Below are 20,934 nucleotides of genomic sequence, written 5' to 3'. Positions count from 1 at the left end.
ACAACAACTTGCAACACCCGCCCGCATTCACCTGGATAAAAATGTTGCATAAAAGTGATATTTTTGTTGACCAAACAAGCGAATTAATCTAGCTTTGTGTAAGCGCTTACAAATTTTAAAAAGATTATAAGACCTCATTTTTTTAGCGGTACTTGTAAGCGCTTACATAAAATTGAAGAAAACGAGAGTTTCACTATTTCCCGGGGAGAGATGGAAATGCAGCAAACACTGTTTAAAAGAACAAGGATAGCTACCAGCTTGTCGCTCGCATTGAGCGCCACGGTACTAAACCCTGTCTACGCTGAAGAACAAAATGAAGACATCGAAGTTATCGCAGTAAAAGGTATTCGCGGTAGTTTAATTAAATCAATGGACTTAAAGCGCAGCTCCGACGGTATCGTCGATGCTATTAACGCTGAAGATATCGGTAAATTCCCAGACAGTAACCTAGCAGAATCTTTACAACGTATTACGGGTGTTTCTATTGACCGTCAAAACGGTGAAGGAAGCCGAGTGACCGTGCGTGGTTTTGGCCCAGATCAAAACTTAGTGATGTTAAACGGTCGTCAAATGCCGGTTACTACCGGTTCGCGTTCATTTGATTTTGCCAATATTGCATCAGAATCTGTCAGTGCCGTTGAAGTACAAAAAACCAGCCAAGCTAAAAATTCAACGGGTGGTATGGGTGCGACCATTAATGTTCTTACCCACCGTCCATTGAGTTCTCCGGGGTTAAAAGCGACATTTGGTGCGAAAGCTGTTGATGATACCTCAACAGATAAAGGCAGTGTGACACCAGAGTTTTCCGGCTTATATTCAAACACTTTTGCTGATGACAAGTTTGGCGTATCGATTTCGGCCAGCTATCAAAAACGTGAAAGTGGTAACCAACAAGCACAAGTGGGTACCGGTTGGCGTAGTTACCCAGGTATTGTCGACCAAGATTGGGGAGGCAACAATGCTGAATGGGGCGGCGTACCAAAAGATGAAAACCAGATTAACCGTCCTGGTGATGACGATGTTTATAGTGTTCCTCAAACCACAATTTACCGCTTTGAAGAACAACAACGTACCCGTTTAAACGGCCAGCTAGTATTGCAGTATCAACCTACTGATTCGATTCGTGCGACGCTTGATTACACCATGATGCAAAACGATGTTGACCAACAACATCAAGATGTGTCTGCTTGGTTTAACTTCGTACCGACGCAATACAGCACTTGGAGCGATGGTCCGGTATCATCACCACTCGTCTATTCAGAGGTGTATGGCGATGGCCCTGCCGATTTATCAATGGCAGCGGGTGAGTATGGGACACGTGATGAAAGTGGTTCATTAGGCTTTAACCTAGATTGGGATGTATCAGAGAATCTATCACTTAACCTAGATTACCATTCATCAACTGCTGAACGCAGTCCAAATCATGCCAATGGTAGTAACGCAAACCTAAGTACTGCCGCTTTCATTCGAACCAGCGCAGCCACTGACTTTACTGGTGATATTCCAATGCTTGCCGTTGGTGCAGGCAATAGCGTACGCCCAGAAGACATGCGCGTCACCGGTTCAACATTTAGTAATGAAGTTAATCGCTCAGAGATCGACCAGCTGCAAATTAACGGTACATTCGAAACCGATGAGATGGGTAGCATTGATTTTGGTATCGCGATGACCAATGTCAATAACCGTACCCAACAGATCAACGTTCAGCGTAACGACTGGGGCGGTGTTGGCCAAGCCGGTGATCTAGACCCTGCTTGGTTCCCTGCAGACACCATCCACGACAAGTTAGATGGCTCTAAAGGTGACTTCTCTGATTATCAGGGACCTGCTTCTACAGATATACTCAATACAATGTTCTTCTGGGACTTTGAAGCCGTTCGTGCCCGCGCCGCTGAGCTTTATGGTTCAACCGATATTGGCGATTGTGGTAATGGTTTCTGTCCATCAACAGACTACCTACGTCCTGGTGGAACAGATAGATACACTGAAGAGAAGTCGCAATCAGCCTACATTCAATATAACTATGAAGGCGAAATGTTCGAGCGACCATTTGATGTTCATGTCGGTCTTCGTTATGAGAAAACAGATGTTGAATCTCGCTCTGCAGTACCTGAATATAATTCAGCGACTTGGATTGCAGAAACAGAAGTTGCCTATGAAGGAACTGGCCAACAGGTCTTGTTAACCCAAAAGGGTGAATATGATTATTACCTACCAAACATCAACTTCAATATCGAAATTGTTGACGATGTAATACTTCGTGCAGCTTACGGCGAAACCATTGGCCGTCCAGACTACACCTCTATCCAAGGTGGTACTTCTGTAGGCGCACTAGGTAACCGTGGCGGTGGTAGTGGTGATGCAGGTAACCCAAGCTTGTTACCTCTTGAGTCAACCAACTATGACCTTTCAGCTGAATGGTACTATGACGACGTCAGCTATGTTTCAGTCGGTTACTTTAGAAAAGACGTCACTAACTTTATTGCCAGTAATGTTACCAACTCAACGGTATTTAACATTCCTGATCCAACCAATGGTGCCTATGTACAAGAAGCGATTGCAGCAGGCGCTACCACGGCAATTCAGCAGCGTGAATGGATCTATGCAACTTATGGCGCTACCGATCCAAACGTAACGATTAACCCTGACAATGGTAATATTGAGATCACTGGTAATCCTGGTGACCCTGCTGTCAACTTCTTGATTAACTCACCAACAAACAGTAACCGTAGCTCTGTGATCGACGGTTGGGAAATAGCAATTCAGCATTTCTTTGGCGATACCGGTTTTGGTGTTCAAGCAAACTACACCAAAGTGGATTCAGATAGCACCTATGACAATACCAACTTGAACCGAGAGGGTGATGTCAGTCAGGACGTGATTGTTGGTATCAGTGATACAGCTAATGCCATCTTGATGTATGAGAATTATGGCTTCCAAGCACGTTTAGCTTATAACTGGCGTGATGAGTTCCTAAATTCAACCGGTCAAGATACGGGTGCTAACCCACAATATACCGAAGCGTATTCGCAAGTTGACTTCAACGTTAGCTACGATATCGCTGCTATTGAAGGCTTAACGGTATTCTTTGAAGGATTAAATATCACCGATGAGAAAACACGTGTTCACGGCCGTTCAACCAATCAGGTACTTAACTATACTCAAACAGGTGCTAGGTATAGCTTAGGTGCACGATACACCTTTTAACTAAAAAATACTGGTAGCGCCCTGCAATGGGCGTTACCTTATTGTTAAATCATTTCAGTTAGCGGCTACAGGCTGTTAACTAAAATCATTTACCATTGAAATTGTTACCCTAACGGCTTCAGGCTAGGTTGTATGAAAAGTGCATTGAATCATATTGTGATTGTTGGCGGCGGCAGCGCAGGTTGGTTAACTGCGGGCGTGTTAGCAGCGCAGTTTAATGCTTCTAATTCTCAAGGGATCACCATAACGCTCATTGAATCAGCCACCGTACCGCCGATTGGTGTGGGTGAAGGCACTTGGCCTTCGATGCGAGCAACGTTGCAAAAAATTGGCCTGAGTGAAACTGATTTTCTGCAGCAATGTGACGCGAGCTTTAAGCAAGGCTCAGTTTTTCATGGCTGGCAAAATGGCCAAGACAGTTATTACCACCCTTTTACTCCCCCCGCTGGATTTCAACAGATCAATTTAGCCGAATATTGGCAGCCTTTTCGAGACCAAGTCAGTTTTGCTGACGCAGTTTGCCCCCAAGGTAAAATTGCCGCATTAGGTCTTGCGCCTAAAATGCTCAACACTGAAGAGTATGGCTTTGCATTAAACTACGGTTACCACCTCGATGCGGGCAAGTTTGGCCAATGCCTGCAAGCCCACTGCATTAACAAGTTGGGCGTTAAACAGATCATCGCAGATGTCGTCAAAATTAATAGTGATGACAGCGGCGATATCGCTTCAGTTACAACAGATACCCAGCAAGATATCACTGGCGATCTGTTTATCGATTGCAGCGGCATGCAATCATTATTGCTTGGCCAGCACTTTGGTATTGAATTGGTTAAGCAAGATCATGTGTTGTTTAATAACAGTGCCATCGCCGCACAAGTGCCCTATGTCAATGAACACGACCCCATCGCTTCTTTTACCCACTCCACAGCGCAAACCGCCGGCTGGATATGGGATATTGGTCTGCCTTCTCGCCGTGGTGTCGGTTATACCTTCTCTAGTGCACATTGTGATGCTGAGCAGGCAGAAACCAGCTTAAGGCAATATTTGACTAAAAGTATTGGTGAGCAAGCAGCACAGCAAGTTGCCACTAGGCATCTGCAATTTACCCCTGGTCATCGAGCAAAGTTTTGGCATCGAAATTGTGTGGCAATAGGCATGGCTGCTGGATTTATTGAGCCGCTTGAAGCCTCTGCCATCGCCATGGTAGAGCTCTCTGCCAAAATGCTTGCCGAACAAATGCCTGCTAATCGTCAAGTTATGGATATCATTGCCGAGCGCTTTAACGCGAGTTTTGATTACCGCTGGCAACGCATTATCGAATTTCTCAAATTACACTATGTACTGACAAAACGCAGTGACAGTGACTACTGGATAGACAATTGTGAGCGCAACACGATTCCTGCCCATCTGCAGCAACAGTTGGCGCTATGGCAATACCATTTCCCTTATCACTGGGATACGCACCATACTGAAGAGCTGTTTCCTGCTGCAAGCTTTCAGTACATTCTTTACGGCATGGGATTCAACACTAAGATGCCGCAACGTCAACGCCAATCTCTGAGCGAACAAGCGGCGCACTTATTTAATCAAAATGTCGCCAAAGGCAGACAATTACAGCAACATCTTAGTAGCAATAGAACATTGCTTGAACAAATAAAACAACATGGGTTAGCCCGCGCTAAATAGCAGTTATTTACTCGCGAGTTTACAACAATAAATGACAACAAACTGGAGTTAACATGGCCAACACCCTTCTTCTCAATAGCGTTGATCATAAAGACCTCAAGGTGATCACCGAGCGCAGCGCCGAATACGGTGACAATATCTGGTATGCCCTTACCTTCCCGGCTGAATACCGCAGTGTGCAAGCACACTACCCCATTTTTTATCAAAAAGATCCCACCACAGGTGAGTTTTACGCTGTTGCATTATTTGGCTTTAAAGATAAAGAAAACCTGTTCATTGACCAAGGAAAATGGACGGTTTCTTATATTCCGCTAACGGTACAACGCCAGCCATTTTTAATTGGCAAGCGCACCGGCATTGAAGATGGTGTCGAAGTTGAGCAGCGCGTGTTACACATTGATATGGATAACCCCAGAGTCAACACCGAAAAAGGCGAAGCCCTGTTTTTAGAATACGGTGGCAACAGTGAATTTTTGGATAATGCAGCAGACATGCTAGAAGCAATTCACCATGGACTTGAAGAAAGTAAGGCATTTACGGCAACCTTGCTTGCACATGACTTGCTCGAACCCTTTACCCTAGAAGTCACACTAGATTCGGGTGCACAACATCAAATGATTGGCTTTTATACCATCAATGAGGATGTTCTTAACGAATTAGACGCCGATGTTATTGCCCAGCTGCATCAAAGTGGCTTTTTACAGGCTATTTATATGATGATCGCGTCGCAAAATAATATTCGTGAACTGCTTAATCGCAAAAATGCGCTAAGTCCTGAACTTCAAAGCTAAACGACATGGGGTTAAGGGGGATCAATGCTTAACATCACTCGGCAAGTGGAACAATACCAAGACTTTATCCCGGGTGTTTTTCCACCTAGTTTAGCTAATGCCAGCGAACCTTTGGTATTAAGAGGGTTTTGTGAGCATTGGCCTGCGATTAAGGCAGCCAAGCATTCCGATCAGCGTATCTGCGAATACTTAACCAGCCATTATAGTGGTCAGCCAATGACGGCCTACCTCGCTCCAAGTGAAGCTAACGGCCGTATATTCTACGATGAACACCACACTGGCTTTAACTATTCGGCTAGCAAAGTCCCCATGCCGATGGTGCTTGAGCGGATTTTGTCTCAAGCAAAAAATCCCCACGCGCCCACCATGTATATTGGCTCGTCCAACGTACAGCAATATCTACCAAGCTTCAGCGAAAATAATCATGTAGATTTCGGCGAGACTTTACCACTGACTAACATCTGGATTGGCAATCAAAGTAAAATCGCAGCCCATTATGACTTCCCACTTAACTTAGCTTGTTGTGTCTCAGGCAAGCGTCGTTTTACCTTGTTTCCGCCCGAGCAAGTCAGCAACCTATACCCGGGACCTTTAGAACATGCACCTGGTGGTCAAAGTATAAGTATGGTTGATTTTGATGCCCCCGATTATCAACAGTTTCCTCGCTTTAAACGGGCTGTTGAGGCCGCTCGTATAGTCGAGCTTGAAGCGGGTGACGCCCTATTTATCCCCAGCATGTGGTGGCATCATGTACAAGGCTTTGCCGCGCTCAATATCCTTATTACCCATTGGTGGCGTAATAGTGAGGCCTTTATGGGTAGACCGGAGTCTGCATTAAACCATGCCATTTTAAGTTTAAGAAACTTACCAAAAGATCAGCGCCAAGCTTGGCAAGCTATCTTTGCTCATTATGTCTTTGATCATGATGATGACAACAATCAACATATTAAGCCTGAAGCGCAGGGAATATTAGCTAAACCCATGAATGAACAAAACGCTCGGCAATTGAGAGCCGAACTGCTGAATCAACTAAAACGATAACCTACGCCACTATGGCATCAGCAGCCAACAAGCGAATAACTAGAGGTACAAAGTATGCAGCAACCAAAAAAAATCAAAAAAGTTGTCATTGCTGGCGGCGGCACTGCTGGCTGGATGGCTGCAGCTTCGTTATCTAAGTTGCTTGGCAAAGCCATTGAAGTGACCTTAATCGAGTCAGATCAGATCCCAACGGTAGGTGTCGGTGAAGCGACCATTCCCACTTTACATATTTTTCATCGCTTACTAGGGATTAACGAGCAAGAATTTATGGCAGCGACCAATGCCACCTTCAAGCTTGGGATTTCATTTGAACACTGGAAAAATGGTCAGGATAAATATATCCACTCCTTCGGCTATTTAGGCAAGGATTGTTGGGCAACAGGATTTACCAGTTTTTGGGTAAAAGGACAGCAGCGTGGTATCGCATCTGAAATTGGAGATTACTGTACCGAGCACCTAGCAGCCCGCCGTGGAAGATTTGCGGTATTACCCAGCAGAGATTTAAATCACGCTTACCATCTCGATGCAGGGTTGTATGCTAAGTACCTAAAAAACATTGCCTTCACCCATGGTTGTCAGCGCGTGGAAGGCAAAATTAACAACGTATTATTAGACAATGAATCGGGCCATATTACCGCAATCGAATTGGAAAATGGTCATACGGTCAAAGGTGATTTATTTATCGACTGTACCGGCTTTAGAGGCCTGCTAATCGATCAGGCACTGCACACAGGTTATGAAGACTGGGGACACTGGCTACCGTGCGACCGGGCTATTGCGGTTCAAACTGACTGCACCACTAAACAAGTTCCTTACACCCGCTCAATTGCCCGGGATGCAGGTTGGCAGTGGCGTATTCCCCTGCAAAATCGTACCGGCAATGGGCTTGTCTATTGCAGCCACTACATGAGCGAAGAGGAAGCCAAAGTGCAGCTACTCGCTAATATTGATGGCGAGCCGCTTAATGAGCCGAGGGTCATCCGATATCAAACAGGCACCCGTAAGAAGCACTGGAACAAAAACTGTATTGCCATTGGCCTGGCAAGCGGTTTTATTGAACCGCTTGAATCTACCGGTATTCATCTATTTCAACGAGGTATTATTCGTCTGTTACAAATGTTCCCGTTGAACGGCATTAACCAAACTGATATTGATGAATTTAACGCCCAAACTAAATTTGAATGTGACAACATTCGCGACTTTATTATTTTGCACTATCACCTCACTGAACGTGAAGACACGCCCTTTTGGCGCTATTGTAAAAACATGGATATACCCGACTCGCTTAGGCATCGTATGGCGCATTTTAAAGCTGCCGCACGTATGTTTAAAAAAGACGGAGAACTCTTTGGCGAAAGCTCATGGGTTCAAGTCATGCTTGGACAAGGGTTAATGCCAGAGCAATATCATCCAATCGTTGATACCATGTCTGATGCAGAACTTGAACACTTCTTAAGCACAATAAAAGGCAATGTCTCTAAGCAGGTTGATAATTTCCCCGATCATTATGATTTTATTCAACACTATTGCAAAGCAGCCAATGTGTAATGGTCATGAGCGATATAGTGGGTATTTCACCGGTTTGAGCCGGCGTTGGGAGTAAATGTGCAATCAAAGCAGTTGCAACAATTTGAAGTCAATCCAAAGTTTAGTCATCAAGTAATTAAAGTCGGACAAGAACAGACACCGGTGATAATCCTCGATGACTTTTTCATCAACCCCGAGACTATTAAGCGCTTTGCTATTGAGCATGGCGCTTTTAATCACGATGAAAGCTCTTATTATCCAGGAGTAAGGACTCCCTTACCCAAACCCTATGTCATTGCGGTACTCAATGCGATTTACCAAATGATATATGATGTTTATAACATCCCGCGTCAGCGGCAGTTGCAACCCCAAAATTATTGCTTTTCGTTGATAAGCCACCAGCCGCAAGAGCTACAAGCACTGCAACGGATGCCGCATTTCGATACTCTCAACCCCTATTATTTTGCCGTGCTCCATTACCTTAATGACGGCCCTCACGGTGACACAGGACTCTTTAGGCATGTGCCAACTGGGTTTGAGCGCATTAATCCTAAACGCAGTGACACATACTTTAGTGCCGCACAGCAGCACATCAATATTAATGGTCAACCTAAACCGGGGTATTTTATCGCTAGCGACGATCAATACTATCTATATCAGCAGATCCCATATCGTGCTAATCGGCTGGTTATCTACCCAGGCAATTTACTGCATAGCGTATTAGTTGATGCACAGCACGATATTGATGCAGATCCACAAACAGGTCGTTTAACCGCCAATATTTTTATCGATTTTAGTAAGGCTTAATCGCTTGCTTGAAGCAATACTTAAGCTAAAACACTATCTTTAGCTAAAACCGATCAAAACAGCGAATAGACTTTAGTGCCCATTGCTAACTTTGCTAATGCCACAAGCTATTTGTATAAGCGTTAATAGCCATTAACGCTGTCAAAATAAAGCAGCCACCAGTATAAAATAACTAGAACATGTTGGTCGTGAGCACTACATAGCTACCAAAAATAGCTGGTAACAAAAAAAACTGGTAACAAAAAAAGCTGCATAACCACCATACAGCTCACATAAAACCAACAGCAATAAAACAACTCATATTAGTCGGCTAATAAAAGTCAAAATAAACATTAACCAAGTGATTATTTTGCTTTTTTTTCTAGGTAAACCCCTTAAAATGTTCGCTTCATTTTTAGGGGGGATTATGAAAAAACCACTGCTAGCAGGCTTACTACTTATCGGCTCACATACCGCACATGCATCTTGGTGGATAGAACCAAACGATCTCGCATTACGCGCAGATATTCAACTGCTAGCTGACACAGGTGTCATCGTTCAACCTATTAATACCTACCCGCTAATGTGGAGTGGCATCAAACATGATTTAGATGCCGCAGATTTTGAAAAGCTTAGCCCTATGCAGCAAGCCGCTTATCAGCGGGTCATCGGTGCCCACCAGCGAGACCACCAAGGTTTCAATGCCGAAATCAGCCTAGCCGCAGCAACAGATAATGCCCGCTTTATTGGCTTTGGTCATGATTATCGCGACAAAGCCGAAACCAGTGTCAAAGCAGAAGTGACCCAAGATTGGTTTAGCGGCAGAGTGGAAGCGAGCTATCATTACGATCCTATTGACGGCAATAGTGCTCGTTTAGATAACAGCTTTGCAGCGGTTATGCTCGGCAACTGGATTGTTAGTTACGGCGCCCAGCAAAAATACTGGGGGCCGGGCTGGGACACCGGATTGATTCAGACAACCAATGCCCGCCCTATGCCGGGAATAACCTTTAGCCGCAATAATAGCCAAGGCTTTGAAACGCCTTGGCTAAGCTGGATTGGTCCTTGGACATTTACCACAGCATTTAGCCAAATGGAAAGCGACCGCTATGTCCCTGATACTAAACACTGGGGCGCCCGTGGTACGCTGCGGCCGATAGAAAAGCTGGAAATTGGTTTCTCATGGACCATGCAATGGGGTGGCGAAGGATACGGTAATAGCCTGAGTGATTGGTGGGATGGACTATTCAATGGTGGTGGAACGGAATCTGATCTAGAAAATGGTCAAGAAAACATGCTGGCAGGCTACGATTTTCGCTGGTCAGATACCGCCTTTGGTATTCCTTACGGGATATACTACGAGCGTATTCACGAAGACTATCATAATGGCAAAAACAAGCTAATTAACGCGGCTAATTTAGGTGGTGTGGATTTCTTTATCGCCCCACTGCAGACTCGCATGTTTATCGAATACTCTGATACCAAAGTCGCTTGTGGTGTCGATCCTAATATCTACAACTGCATGTATGAACACGAGTTTTACCGCTCTGGCTACCGTTACTATGGAAAAAGCCTTGGCAGTACCTACGATAATGACTCAGAAGCGTTAGTTATTGGTGGGATCACCCAATTAGGCAATGGCCAAACCTTAACCAATAAGTTCCGTTGGCTAAGATTAAATACCGATGGCACCGATGTGCCTTATGCTACTGGCGGCAATCCAGTTTCGCCTGGTGAGTATGAGCGAGTGTATCAGCTAGACAGCAGTTATCATCGTCCGTTTTTTAGCGGTACATTAAAAGTCGGCGGAACCCTAAGCTACAGTGAGTTTGTTCATGCTGGCGGAAATGATTGGGATGGAACACTGTATGCGGTCTGGGAACGTCCGATTTAAATCATTCGCGTTATCACACTAAAATAGGACGCAATACAGCCACTGATATAGTGAGATGGGTGTATTGCGTCAATTGGGGTTAAATTGACTGCACAGCAGCTTTTTCCATCTCTTCCCAGCTCTGCCTTTTTCGATAAATGGTTGACGCACTAATATCTAATAAGGCCGCAGCTTTAGGCACATTACCGTCACATTGAGCTATTGCAGCTTCAATCGTACGCTTCTCTGACTGCCATAACGGAATAATTTCCTCATCAGCTACAACATTGTCTACTGGCATACTTGATTCATTACTCACCGCAGCGCCCGTTGCGTTCACGTCCGTCGAAGTCATGCCCGTTGAAGCTCCATCTGTTTTAACTTTGCCCGGCAGAGGTATCGAACTTACCACTGGGGCTGCACCTGTTTGACTTATTTGCGGCGGTAACATAGTGCTGTCAATGTAATCCCCTTGATTCAACACCACCATTTGCCTAATTGTGTTTTGCAGCTGCCGCACATTACCTGGCCAGTCATAGCGTAATAATGCTTGTTTAACCTCGTCTTTAAAGCCTTTAAATGGCTTACCTTCTTCATTGCTGTATTCAAGCAACAATTTTTCAGCCAACAGTAACACGTCATTACCGCGGGCTTTTAGGGGCGGTAACTCAATGGGAATAACATGCAGACGGTAGAACAAGTCTTCACGAAAACGCCCTTGCTTGACCTCTTCCCATGGCGAGCGGTTTGTGGCGCTCACAAATCGCACGTCGACACTTTCTTCCTTGGTGCCACCCACCTTTTGAAGTACGCCGGTTTGAATAAAGCGCAGCAATTTACTTTGTAGTTCTAAATCCATTTCACATATTTCATCGAGAAATAGCGTACCGCCATTGGCTCGACTGGCCGCGCCATCGCGATTGGCTACAGCCCCCGTAAAGGCCCCCTTTGTATGACCAAATATCTCACTTTCAATCAGATCTTTAGGTATCGATGCACAGTTTAACGCGATAAACGGTTTATCTTTGCGTTGACCAGCGTGATGAATGGCGTGAGCACATACCTCTTTACCTGTGCCACTCTCCCCAACAATAAAAACCGAGGCTTTACTATTTGCCACACAATCTATGGTTTTATACACGGTTTGCATCGCTAGAGAGTCACCAATAAAGCCCATGTAGTTTGCTTTGGGTAAACTGCGCTCATAATTGGTCACTAAACTGACCAGTTGCCGCTGCTTAAGGGCATTTCGTACCGTAATAGATAAACGTTTGGCATCAAATGGTTTTACCAGAAAATCAAATGCACCGAGGCGCATCGCGTCAACGGCAATATCAATAGATCCATGGGCGGTGATCATCACCACAATCGTATCAGGGTATCGAGCCTGGGACTTTTCCAATATCTCCATCCCTGACATATCAGGCAACTTAATATCCAGCACTAACAAATCAGGTTGCCAAGCTTCCAGCTCACTCAAGGCATCTGCACCATGATTAACCTGGGTGACTCTTGCACCTTCATTGCGCAAATATTCGGTATAAAGCGCGCCTAAAGATAGGCTGTCTTCGACCAGTAAGGCGGTAAAATTTGCTGCTATTTCCATATCAATGTATCCCAGATTACTGTGCAAATTTTTGCTTAAGTTGTTTACAGGTTTTCACACCTAAAGTAAGTGTATGCTCAATTTGTGACTGCATTTGGGCAACGGCGGTAGACTGCGCCATATGCTCTAATTGTTTAGCGGACTCAAACAGCGGCAATGCCCCAAAACTCCCAGCACTGCTTTTTAATGTATGCGCTTCATCGGCAATGGCACGATTATCCTCTGTCGTCATCAAATTCTTAATATCTAGCAATCGTTGCTCAGTTTCGGCAATAAATACCGTCATCATCTCATGCAAAGAGTCGGCGCCTAATACTGACTCTAGCTCAGAGATCACTTGCCCATCAATCAAATCTTGATTTTCTGTCATCGATTTTGCCTGCTCAGTTTCACGATTAACATCCTGTATTGATTCAAGTCTAGCAGCCTTGGGCTCACTATCCGAGTCAGCTTCATCCAGTTCCGGCGTAGCGTCCATTGCCAACCACTTCTGCACCGTTGTGAGCATTTGAATACGATTAACGGGTTTGGCCACGAAATCTTTCATACCCGCATCAAAACACTGGTCCTTATCTTCTTGCTGTACATTGGCAGTCATTGCAATAATCACGCTTTGCGGTTGCGTTAGCAAAATTTGCTGTGCTGCCTGCAATCCATCCATTCGTGGCATACGCATGTCCATTAAGATTAGCCCATAGGGGCGTTGTGCCGCCATCTCTACTGCTTCTATACCATTGTTAGCATAGTCAACTTCATATCCCATTTTGGTCAACATCGCCCCTGCCACAATTTGATTTGATGGGCTATCTTCGGCAAGTAATAAGCGCACGCCTTGATCACTGGGAGTCAGCACTTTTTCTAAGCTCTCATTGTTTGCTGTCGCTAAAGGCCCTTCTGCACTAAGAAGACCTAATAATATTTCTCGGCTAAGGGGCTTATTGACAAACTGCGCCACTTCAATCGCTTTCAAATGCTCAATTTGTTGCGATGCCAATGCAGACAACATGACCGCCAGCAAGCCATCGTCAAACAAAAAATCACGCTTTAACAGTTCAACAGCTTGGCTACTAAGGTCTACCAAACAGCTATCATCGATTAAGATCAGATTAAAACGCCCACGGATTAAATCTCCTTCGACCACCTCTTTAAGCGATGATATCAACTGCGTTTGTACCCCGTATTGGTTGTACTGTTTACGTACTAATTGGCTATAAGTTTCATTAGGATGCACCAAAAGTACTCGGCAATGAGCAGGCACTTGATACGGAATATTAGTGGTATCTGGATTGCGGCGCATGGCTACGTTAAAACGAAAACAGGCGCCATGGCCGAGTTGACTGGTTAAGGTTATCTCTCCTCCCATCAAGCTCACCAGTTCATTACAAATTGCCAAACCAAGGCCCGTACCGGCGTAGTTAGTGCTATGAGTATCATGTACTTGGCTGAACTCTTTAAATAGCTTGCTTTGTGCAGCTTGGCTAACGCCGATACCTTGGTCCGTGACCGAGCAAAACAGCTCGCATTCCTCAACATGACTATCGGGGATCCACATCTCTACCGAAATACAACCGCTATCAGAAAACTTGATGGCATTGTCCACTAAATTATGCAGAACTTGACGTAACTTTTGTTGATCGCCAACTAGGCTATCAGGCACATTGCGATTGATAAAAGAACCTAGCTGTACCGCTTTAATATGGGCTTTAGGCGCTAAAATTTGCAGTACCTGCGCAACGACATCTGCTGGGCTAAAGGCCTGTACCTGCAGCGACATCTGCCCTGCCTCAATTTTAGAGAAGTCCAATATGTCATTAATGGTACTGAGTAATGCAGTACCGGCCTCTTTGGCGGTATTGGCGTATATTCGCTGCTCCTGATTCAGTGATGATTCAAGCATCAGATCAACACTGCCTAATACAGCATTAAGTGGCGAGCGAATTTCATGACTCATGGTCGCTAAAAAGCGAGATTTAGCTAAACTGCCCGCCTCTGCGAGCTCTTTGGCTGTAGTCAGTTGTTGCTGGTATTCAATTCGACTAGATACATCGTGCAAATACGCTGTGAGTAACACCTCATCACCTAACTGAACCGGCACCATCCTCAACTCTATCGGTAACGTACTGCCATTAGAACGTTTCGCCGTTAACATCACATTCTTTTTAATCGCCGGGCCATCACCAGTTAAACGATATTCCTGCAGGCCTTGGTTAAATTCGGCCCTGACACCGTCACAAAACAGCAGATCTCCCATCAATTCACCGATAGCTTTCTTAGGCGCATAACCAAACAACATGCTAGCTGCGTCATTAAACTGCTCAATCTTGCCGGTAATATCAATGGTGATCAATGCATCGTGACTTGCCTCTAAGGTCGCTAATAATATTGACTCAACCCGCTGCGCAGCCTGCTCGGATTTTTTCACCTCGGTAAGATCTTTAACGAGGCCAAGCAAACAAGTCTGTCCGTTTATCACCATTTTTGAAATTGTTAATTGAATGGGGAATTGGGCGCCACGTTTGGTTTGCGCTATCACCTCTTGGGGCTTCACGCTCAAACGCTGTCGCGATGACGCGATAAACTGCTGTAGGCTATGTTCAGACTCAAGTCGGCTTACCGAAGGGGTTAACATGGAGGCCCTTTTACCAATAAGTTCAGACTCTTGGTAACCAAAGCGCTGCAATAACGCTTGATTTGCTTCGGTGATCACGCCGTCTGTATTAATGATCACAAAGCCATCGATTGCGGTACCTAATATGGTGGTTAATTGGATATTGGCGTTTTCCAACGCCGTTTGATTGGCATCAACAGTTTGTACCATCTCGTTAAATACATGGGCAACCTGACCAATCTCATCACGGTTATGAACCGGTACAGTAACGCCTTTCTCGCCTGCAAGTATCCGATTAGCCGCTTTTTTCAGGGTGCGTAAATTACGGGTCAGATACATGCCTAGCAACCAAGAAAATAAAGCCACTAGGCCCATTTCCAAGGCGGCAATAGACAATATATGTTGCCGAGCATCATCGATAAATGCGCCAAATCCACTGCTAGTTAATGTCAGCTCAACTCGACCAAAATGATAATCACCTTCTGACACTTGGGCACTGACATGCAATACCCTATCTTGCAGTTTATCTTCCGTTGTCTCGGTGAGATTTTGCTTAGGCGTATTTGATTGATAAAGCAAATTGTGACGGTCATAGACCTTGACTTGCTGAACACCGGTTTTATCAATCAGCTCCTGACTCAGCTCCTGCAATGTTGAAATATCACTGCTAATCACCGCATCTTTTGTTGCCACCGCAAATAACTCGCCAATGACATGGGCCCGGCGTTCGACTTCTGTTTCATTGGCTTGTTTTAAATAGTTGATACTGGTGTAGACCAGTAACATCAACAGCGCACCTTCAATCAAGGCAATACCAAGCACTGTTTTTAGCCGAAACGACATACTATTGCCCTTGTAATGGTTGTGATAGTTCGCCAAGAGAAAGTGCCCGCACATCATCCCAATCACTATCATTTGCAGCTTCTAAGGAGCGAAAGTCCAAGCTCTTTAACAAACTTGCTGTGTGATCATCACGACCAATATCCAACAAGGCATTTAACAGTGATTGTCGCTGCTCAATTGATATACGTGGATGGGTAGCAAATGCATGGGGAGTATAGCCATCGGTTTTCCACAAAATCCGAAGCTGGTCCCGCACCGATTGCGGCATGTTATTAAAAGTGCGCCCGACACCACCACCAGCACTCACTAAGCCTTGTGATACCGCAAGGTATACCGAGTCATGGGAGCCAACATATTTACTCGCGATGTCTATCTTCGCTTGCTTTAAGCTAGCTCTAGGGATCACACTGGCCGCAAAAGCGGCCGGCGCAGGAAATGCGATAGTTTGACCTGCAAGTTGGGATATGTCGGTTATTGGCGACTGTTTTTGTACCACGATAATCCCTGCCAGCTTTTTATCCCGCTCTTTGGCTAAGGCGACATAATCCGTTGGTGGCTCGTGAAAGACCACATAGTGATAAGGGTTCATATAGGCAACGTCATAAAGGCCTTGGGCTAGTCGTTGTTCAAATGTAGGAATATCTGGGGCTGTTGCAAATTGCAATTGATAAGGCAGACGCTGGGAAAGCTCATTGAGCAAAGGAGACCACTTTCTGGCCAACGTACTAGCGGCTTGCTGAGGTACGACGCCAAACACAATCGTGGGTTTATCGCTATGTGGGTTACCTTCATCACGGCTATCGACATCACCAATATCGCCGGCGATCACCATAGGGATGAGTAATAACCAAGCTAACCCCAGTAAAAGCGTATAAATCTGCTTCATCAGCACATCCTTTTATTGGTTCTTGCGCTATCCGTTTCTTCATGTGTTTTATCTAACACTACTGATTAGTTATTTAAATAAAACGACCAATATCAATTATATATAGTACATAAACTGATAATTCTCACTATGAATTAGCGATTTGCATTTTGCAACTAAATCACCTGCGATGAATCAATGAAATAAAGCACCAAAAATCTAACGTAATGATTTTAAAAAAGATAACTACACAATCACTGTTTTGGCACGAGTGTTGAATGATTACTGCCATCACCTGTTCATATTAGGTAGCAGACAATGGAATCAAACACGATTAGCTCACTAACATTACTGCTTGTTGAAGACAGTCCAACAGATATGTATTACATCAAACATGTTGTTAGCGCACTCGGTTTTAATGTTTCAACTTGCAGCTGTGCAGAGCAAGCATTGGCACAAATCCGTCGCCAACATTACGATATTGTGATCAGTGATTGGTGCATGCCGGGCATGTCTGGGCCGCAACTTGCCAGATTGGTGAAACAACAACCTAATGCCCCCTACATCATCTTATTAACGGGTAACAATCAGGCCAAACACACGGTCGAAGGTATAGAGGCAGGTGCTGATGACTTTCTGACTAAACCGTTTAACCCGGCCATTTTAAAAGTACGTTTATTAGCCGCAGAAAGAATCATTCATCAACAACTCACCTTAAGTACTCAAAATGAGCAACTAGCAGATAATCTCATTAAAGAAAAAGCTTACCTTCAACAAATACGCGCAGACTTACATTCCGCTTGCCTATTACAACGCTCATTATTACCTGACAACAACCAAACGTTGGCCAATTGGTCCATTGCCTCTATGTTTCAACCAGCCCAAGAGCTGGCTGGCGACATATTTCAATGCTTTGAAATAGATGAAACCCACTTAGGTTTTTACTTGCTAGATGTCACAGGGCACGGCATTGCCGCTGCAATGCAAAGCTTTACGTTAGCCCAACAACTGAGTAGTCCACAATGTCCTTGGGACAGCTATGACCCAGCCATTATTGCGCAAAACTTGAATAATGACTTTTCTGATCCAGAAGATCTGGGGCGATTTGCCACCCTGTCTATTGGTATCGCCAACACGCTAACAGGCGAGTGCCGAATGACTAATGCGGGTCATCCTCGTGCCATTGTCATCAATCAACACGGCGTTAGTCATCCGCCATTGGATAACCAACTCCCTATTGGGGTAAAAGCCGGCACCCGCTATCACTTCGATACCTTTAAGCTGCAGCAAAGCGATAACTTAATGCTTTTTTCAGACGGCTTATATGAATGCCAACACCCTAAATACGGCGAGTTTGGCTTAGCAAGGGTTAAACGCCTTTGCCAGCAAGCCGTTAAATTGTCACCTAAGCATCTGCTGAGCCATTTACGCCATGCAGTCAGCCTGTGGCAGCAAAACAACATTCAAGATGATATTTCAATGATGATAATTTCAACCCATTCACGCCAAAGACAGTCACAAGCTGGATAGCTATCTCGATGATAGCCACCGAAACAGTTTGGCCTAACTTGGTGTAAATGATTTACTAAGGAATACAAGATATGAACAGCTTACAGTTTAATGTCACCCAATCAGTGTTAAATGATCCGCACTTCTGCACTCAGCTTGATCAGTTTTTACTACAAAACAGTGTCATGGGCTCACAGCGATTTAAAATCGTCACGTGCATTTTAGAGGCCGTAGCCAATATCCAGCAACATAGTCAACACAGCCTCGAACAGGTCAGTTTAATATTACGTTGTGAGCGAGACAAAGTAACTATAGACCTATTAGACAACAACCCACACAAACCATTGCAAACGCCCCACTGCCCTCCTGCGTTTTCGCCATCAGGAAGGGGGCTTTGGATAATGCAAAACTGGATGGATCAAGTCCGCTATCAAGGTACTGTTGCAGGTAGCCACTTAAGGTTATCGCTACTGCGCAACTAATACTATTACGAGCTAATACTATTACGACCTAATGCTGGGTATAAAGTCCATATGATTAAAAACCGGTGTTACATAAACCAGAGTTTTAAAAGTCAGTGTGATTAGCAATCTCGCCGTTTTGATGAACGTTCATAGCTGCCAGTTGCGGCTTATATTGCCGCTATTTCAGCAAGTTGATTCAACTGGCTTTTACAACAAGCACTGTTATGACCTTAACTCAAAAAGTGCCTTAACCGGCGCTTTGCGGTTAAACGCCCCACTGCTGTGACCCTCTTCTTTTTAGTGAGCTAACCACCCAGCTTTGCTCGCCGTAACGATGAGTTCGCAAATTGCAAAACGCATGTCACATTGCAAACCTCACACTCAAAACAATCCTACAAAATCACAAAACCAACAAAAAACCTTTAAAAACAACACCTAAAAAATTGGCACACTTTTAGCTAACTATGAACTAACTCACTAAATAATTTTACTACTACCGGCCAAGGCCAAGGAGTTCAAAATGAAATTCTCTCCATTACCACACAGCAATGCTTGCTTAGTCACCCTACCCAAACAAGTTGTAATGTCTCAAACACCGACTTTGCGTGCCGCAATCATCCGTCAGCTAGAATCTGGCACCAACCGTTTGGTGGTTGATCTTCATGAAGTTGAATATATTGATTCCAGCGGATTATCAATTCTAATTTCGGCAATGAAAATCGCTGATAAATCGGCAGGCGAAATTGTTTTACTGTCACCAACCAATGGTGTCAGAGCGCTTATCGAACTAACTCAGTTACATCAAGTGTTCACCATTTTTGAAAACAAACACTCAGCGATTGAACACGTATGTTCACCTGCAGTCAGTCACTAGCAAGCAGCGACAAGGAGCACTGTATTATGGGTAATCAAATAACACTTCTGCATAGTTTACTATTGGCCTCAGTAATGGCATTGAGCGCTTGCGTTACACCGCTTCACACTGAAGAGAAATCTCTTTGCCATAAAGATGCGACCAAAGCGCAGAAAAAACAGTGCCATTACTACAGTAACTCCACACCTTATGTCAGGCACCTGCCCGTTGACGAGCAACTGGACATCGCACCTATGCCAGTCCATCCTAAGTTGCAAGATGCAAGTCTCATCGCCATGCAACAAGTCTCGTTAACTAGCGGTGACCGATTAGACATCGATGTATTACATGGCGCAGATTTCAGTGGTCAAGTGGAAGTCAACCCAGATGGCCATGTCTATCTGCCTTACCTTCCCCCCATAAAAGCACAAGGTCTTTCACTAGCTCAGCTTAAAACTTCGGTAGCGGAAACCTTAATCAGTGAACAGCTGATGCACGCCCATGCGGTAAGAGTCAGCATCGTGCCGTTAAAGTGGGGAGCAATAGAGGTGCGTATTTCTGGTGCGGTCTACGAGCCAGGCATTCGCTTGATAAATAAAAAATCTGAAGTACAAATGGCCGATGAACATGAGCAATTTAGTGGCGATCTGGCCAGTGAGCGAAGTCTCGCGGCGGCACTTAGAGCCTCTGGTGGTGTGCGTCCTGATGCCGACATCAGCCAAGTCATTGTTACCCGTAACCATCAAAGTTTTCATGTTGATTTAACCGGCTTCTTAACCGGTGAAAAAGTCCCAACGTTTAATTTGGTCACCGGCGATCATATCCATGTGCCAAACACGGCCCACTTTGAAGATCAGTTAGCCCGCCCTTCGCAAATTACAATACCCGGTATCAGAGTATTTATCTCAAACCTGACTCAACCTGCGAGCAGTAACTCTCAATCAGCGGTGGATACTGAAGCCACGCGTTTTCCCTACGGAACGCGATTATTAAGTGGGGCCATTGGCGCAAACTGTGTCGGCGGCGCCAATACCACCAATGCTGACCGTCATGTGCTGCTCATCACTAAAAACCCCATTACTCAACAAATGGATGTGGTTGAACGTTCAATCAATAACCTGATTGCCAACTCTTATCAAAGCAAGGTAAACCCGGTCTTACTGCCTGGCGACGGCTTAGCGTGTTATGACTCCACCGTAACGAATATTCGCGAAATTGCCCGCACATTCACTGATATCTTATTACCAGCTACGCTTATGGGCGTACTGTAAGGCA

14 protein-coding genes are annotated in these 20,934 nt (G+C 44.8%); 11 read left to right on the top strand and 3 right to left on the bottom strand.

Going from position 1 to position 20,934, the window contains the following annotated elements:
• Window positions 1–216 precede the first annotated feature (216 nt).
• The 7 genes from ACHUFW_RS04415 (at window position 217) to ACHUFW_RS04385 (ending at window position 10,932) form a co-directional block, all read left to right on the top strand.
• Window positions 217–3,207, top strand: coding sequence for a TonB-dependent receptor (locus ACHUFW_RS04415; protein WP_394200910.1), 2,991 nt, complete (start codon window positions 217–219; stop codon window positions 3,205–3,207).
• 132 nt (window positions 3,208–3,339) lie between these two features.
• Complete coding sequence (locus tag ACHUFW_RS04410; protein WP_394200909.1) at window positions 3,340–4,893, top strand: tryptophan halogenase family protein; 1,554 nt, start codon at window positions 3,340–3,342, stop codon at window positions 4,891–4,893.
• A 53-nt stretch (window positions 4,894–4,946) separates the two neighbouring features.
• Entirely contained in the window at window positions 4,947–5,684 is a 738-nt protein-coding gene (locus tag ACHUFW_RS04405; RefSeq protein ID WP_394200907.1) for a SapC family protein, read from the top strand.
• Between the two features lie 24 nt (window positions 5,685–5,708).
• Window positions 5,709–6,725, top strand: a complete 1,017-nt coding sequence (locus ACHUFW_RS04400) for a cupin-like domain-containing protein (RefSeq protein WP_394200905.1) — start codon at window positions 5,709–5,711, stop codon at window positions 6,723–6,725.
• Window positions 6,726–6,779: 54 nt separating this feature from the next.
• Window positions 6,780–8,273, top strand: coding sequence for a tryptophan halogenase family protein (locus ACHUFW_RS04395; protein WP_394200903.1), 1,494 nt, complete (start codon window positions 6,780–6,782; stop codon window positions 8,271–8,273).
• A 57-nt stretch (window positions 8,274–8,330) separates the two neighbouring features.
• Entirely contained in the window at window positions 8,331–9,059 is a 729-nt protein-coding gene (locus ACHUFW_RS04390; RefSeq protein ID WP_394200901.1) for a DUF6445 family protein, read from the top strand.
• A 406-nt stretch (window positions 9,060–9,465) separates the two neighbouring features.
• Window positions 9,466–10,932: a capsule assembly Wzi family protein gene (locus ACHUFW_RS04385; RefSeq protein WP_394200899.1), complete on the top strand. Its 1,467-nt coding sequence runs from the start codon at window positions 9,466–9,468 to the stop codon at window positions 10,930–10,932.
• Between the two features lie 79 nt (window positions 10,933–11,011).
• On the opposite strand, the gene ACHUFW_RS04380 is transcribed toward ACHUFW_RS04385, so the two are convergent.
• Genes ACHUFW_RS04380 through ACHUFW_RS04370 form a run of 3 tightly spaced genes read right to left on the bottom strand, consistent with a single transcriptional unit; the run spans window position 11,012 to window position 16,854 of the window.
• On the bottom strand, window positions 11,012–12,517 hold the full coding sequence (locus tag ACHUFW_RS04380) for a sigma-54-dependent transcriptional regulator (protein ID WP_394200898.1): 1,506 nt from the start codon (window positions 12,515–12,517) through the stop codon (window positions 11,012–11,014).
• A gap of 16 nt (window positions 12,518–12,533) precedes the next feature.
• Entirely contained in the window at window positions 12,534–15,968 is a 3,435-nt protein-coding gene (locus ACHUFW_RS04375) for a PAS domain S-box protein (RefSeq protein ID WP_394200897.1), read from the bottom strand.
• A 1-nt stretch (window position 15,969) separates the two neighbouring features.
• Window positions 15,970–16,854: a phosphate/phosphite/phosphonate ABC transporter substrate-binding protein gene (locus ACHUFW_RS04370; RefSeq protein WP_394200895.1), complete on the bottom strand. Its 885-nt coding sequence runs from the start codon at window positions 16,852–16,854 to the stop codon at window positions 15,970–15,972.
• 297 nt (window positions 16,855–17,151) lie between these two features.
• Between ACHUFW_RS04370 and ACHUFW_RS04365 the strand changes: the two genes are divergently transcribed.
• The 4 genes from ACHUFW_RS04365 (at window position 17,152) to ACHUFW_RS04350 (ending at window position 20,930) form a co-directional block, all read left to right on the top strand.
• The gene (locus tag ACHUFW_RS04365; protein ID WP_394200893.1) at window positions 17,152–18,363 is read left to right on the top strand and encodes a PP2C family protein-serine/threonine phosphatase; all 1,212 of its coding nucleotides are present in this window, start codon (window positions 17,152–17,154) and stop codon (window positions 18,361–18,363) included.
• A gap of 71 nt (window positions 18,364–18,434) precedes the next feature.
• Window positions 18,435–18,824, top strand: a complete 390-nt coding sequence (locus tag ACHUFW_RS04360; protein WP_394200891.1) for an ATP-binding protein — start codon at window positions 18,435–18,437, stop codon at window positions 18,822–18,824.
• A gap of 502 nt (window positions 18,825–19,326) precedes the next feature.
• A complete protein-coding gene (locus ACHUFW_RS04355; RefSeq protein WP_394200890.1) occupies window positions 19,327–19,680 on the top strand; it encodes an STAS domain-containing protein in 354 nt (117 codons plus the stop codon).
• A gap of 26 nt (window positions 19,681–19,706) precedes the next feature.
• Window positions 19,707–20,930, top strand: a complete 1,224-nt coding sequence (locus tag ACHUFW_RS04350; RefSeq protein WP_394200889.1) for a polysaccharide biosynthesis/export family protein — start codon at window positions 19,707–19,709, stop codon at window positions 20,928–20,930.
• The last annotated feature ends 4 nt before the right edge of the window (window positions 20,931–20,934 follow it).

It is taken from the genome of Shewanella waksmanii (assembly GCF_043643685.1).
Classification (GTDB): domain Bacteria; phylum Pseudomonadota; class Gammaproteobacteria; order Enterobacterales; family Shewanellaceae; genus Shewanella; species Shewanella waksmanii_A.
Note: the sequence above shows the minus strand (reverse complement) of the source record. Positions and strands in the feature narration are given on the sequence as shown.

What these genes read in the sequence shown, in the direction of transcription:
- ACHUFW_RS04415 (WP_394200910.1), top strand. Translation starts at nt 217, where the DNA reads ATGCAGCAAACACTGTTTAAAAGAACAAGGATAGCTACCAGCTTGTCG.
- ACHUFW_RS04410 (WP_394200909.1), top strand. Translation starts at nt 3,340, where the DNA reads ATGAAAAGTGCATTGAATCATATTGTGATTGTTGGCGGCGGCAGCGCA.
- ACHUFW_RS04405 (WP_394200907.1), top strand. Translation starts at nt 4,947, where the DNA reads ATGGCCAACACCCTTCTTCTCAATAGCGTTGATCATAAAGACCTCAAG.
- ACHUFW_RS04400 (WP_394200905.1), top strand. Translation starts at nt 5,709, where the DNA reads ATGCTTAACATCACTCGGCAAGTGGAACAATACCAAGACTTTATCCCG.
- ACHUFW_RS04395 (WP_394200903.1), top strand. Translation starts at nt 6,780, where the DNA reads ATGCAGCAACCAAAAAAAATCAAAAAAGTTGTCATTGCTGGCGGCGGC.
- ACHUFW_RS04385 (WP_394200899.1), top strand. Translation starts at nt 9,466, where the DNA reads ATGAAAAAACCACTGCTAGCAGGCTTACTACTTATCGGCTCACATACC.
- ACHUFW_RS04380 (WP_394200898.1), bottom strand. Translation starts at nt 12,517, where the DNA reads ATGGAAATAGCAGCAAATTTTACCGCCTTACTGGTCGAAGACAGCCTA.
- ACHUFW_RS04375 (WP_394200897.1), bottom strand. Translation starts at nt 15,968, where the DNA reads ATGTCGTTTCGGCTAAAAACAGTGCTTGGTATTGCCTTGATTGAAGGT.
- ACHUFW_RS04370 (WP_394200895.1), bottom strand. Translation starts at nt 16,854, where the DNA reads ATGAAGCAGATTTATACGCTTTTACTGGGGTTAGCTTGGTTATTACTC.
- ACHUFW_RS04365 (WP_394200893.1), top strand. Translation starts at nt 17,152, where the DNA reads ATGGAATCAAACACGATTAGCTCACTAACATTACTGCTTGTTGAAGAC.
- ACHUFW_RS04360 (WP_394200891.1), top strand. Translation starts at nt 18,435, where the DNA reads ATGAACAGCTTACAGTTTAATGTCACCCAATCAGTGTTAAATGATCCG.
- ACHUFW_RS04355 (WP_394200890.1), top strand. Translation starts at nt 19,327, where the DNA reads ATGAAATTCTCTCCATTACCACACAGCAATGCTTGCTTAGTCACCCTA.
- ACHUFW_RS04350 (WP_394200889.1), top strand. Translation starts at nt 19,707, where the DNA reads ATGGGTAATCAAATAACACTTCTGCATAGTTTACTATTGGCCTCAGTA.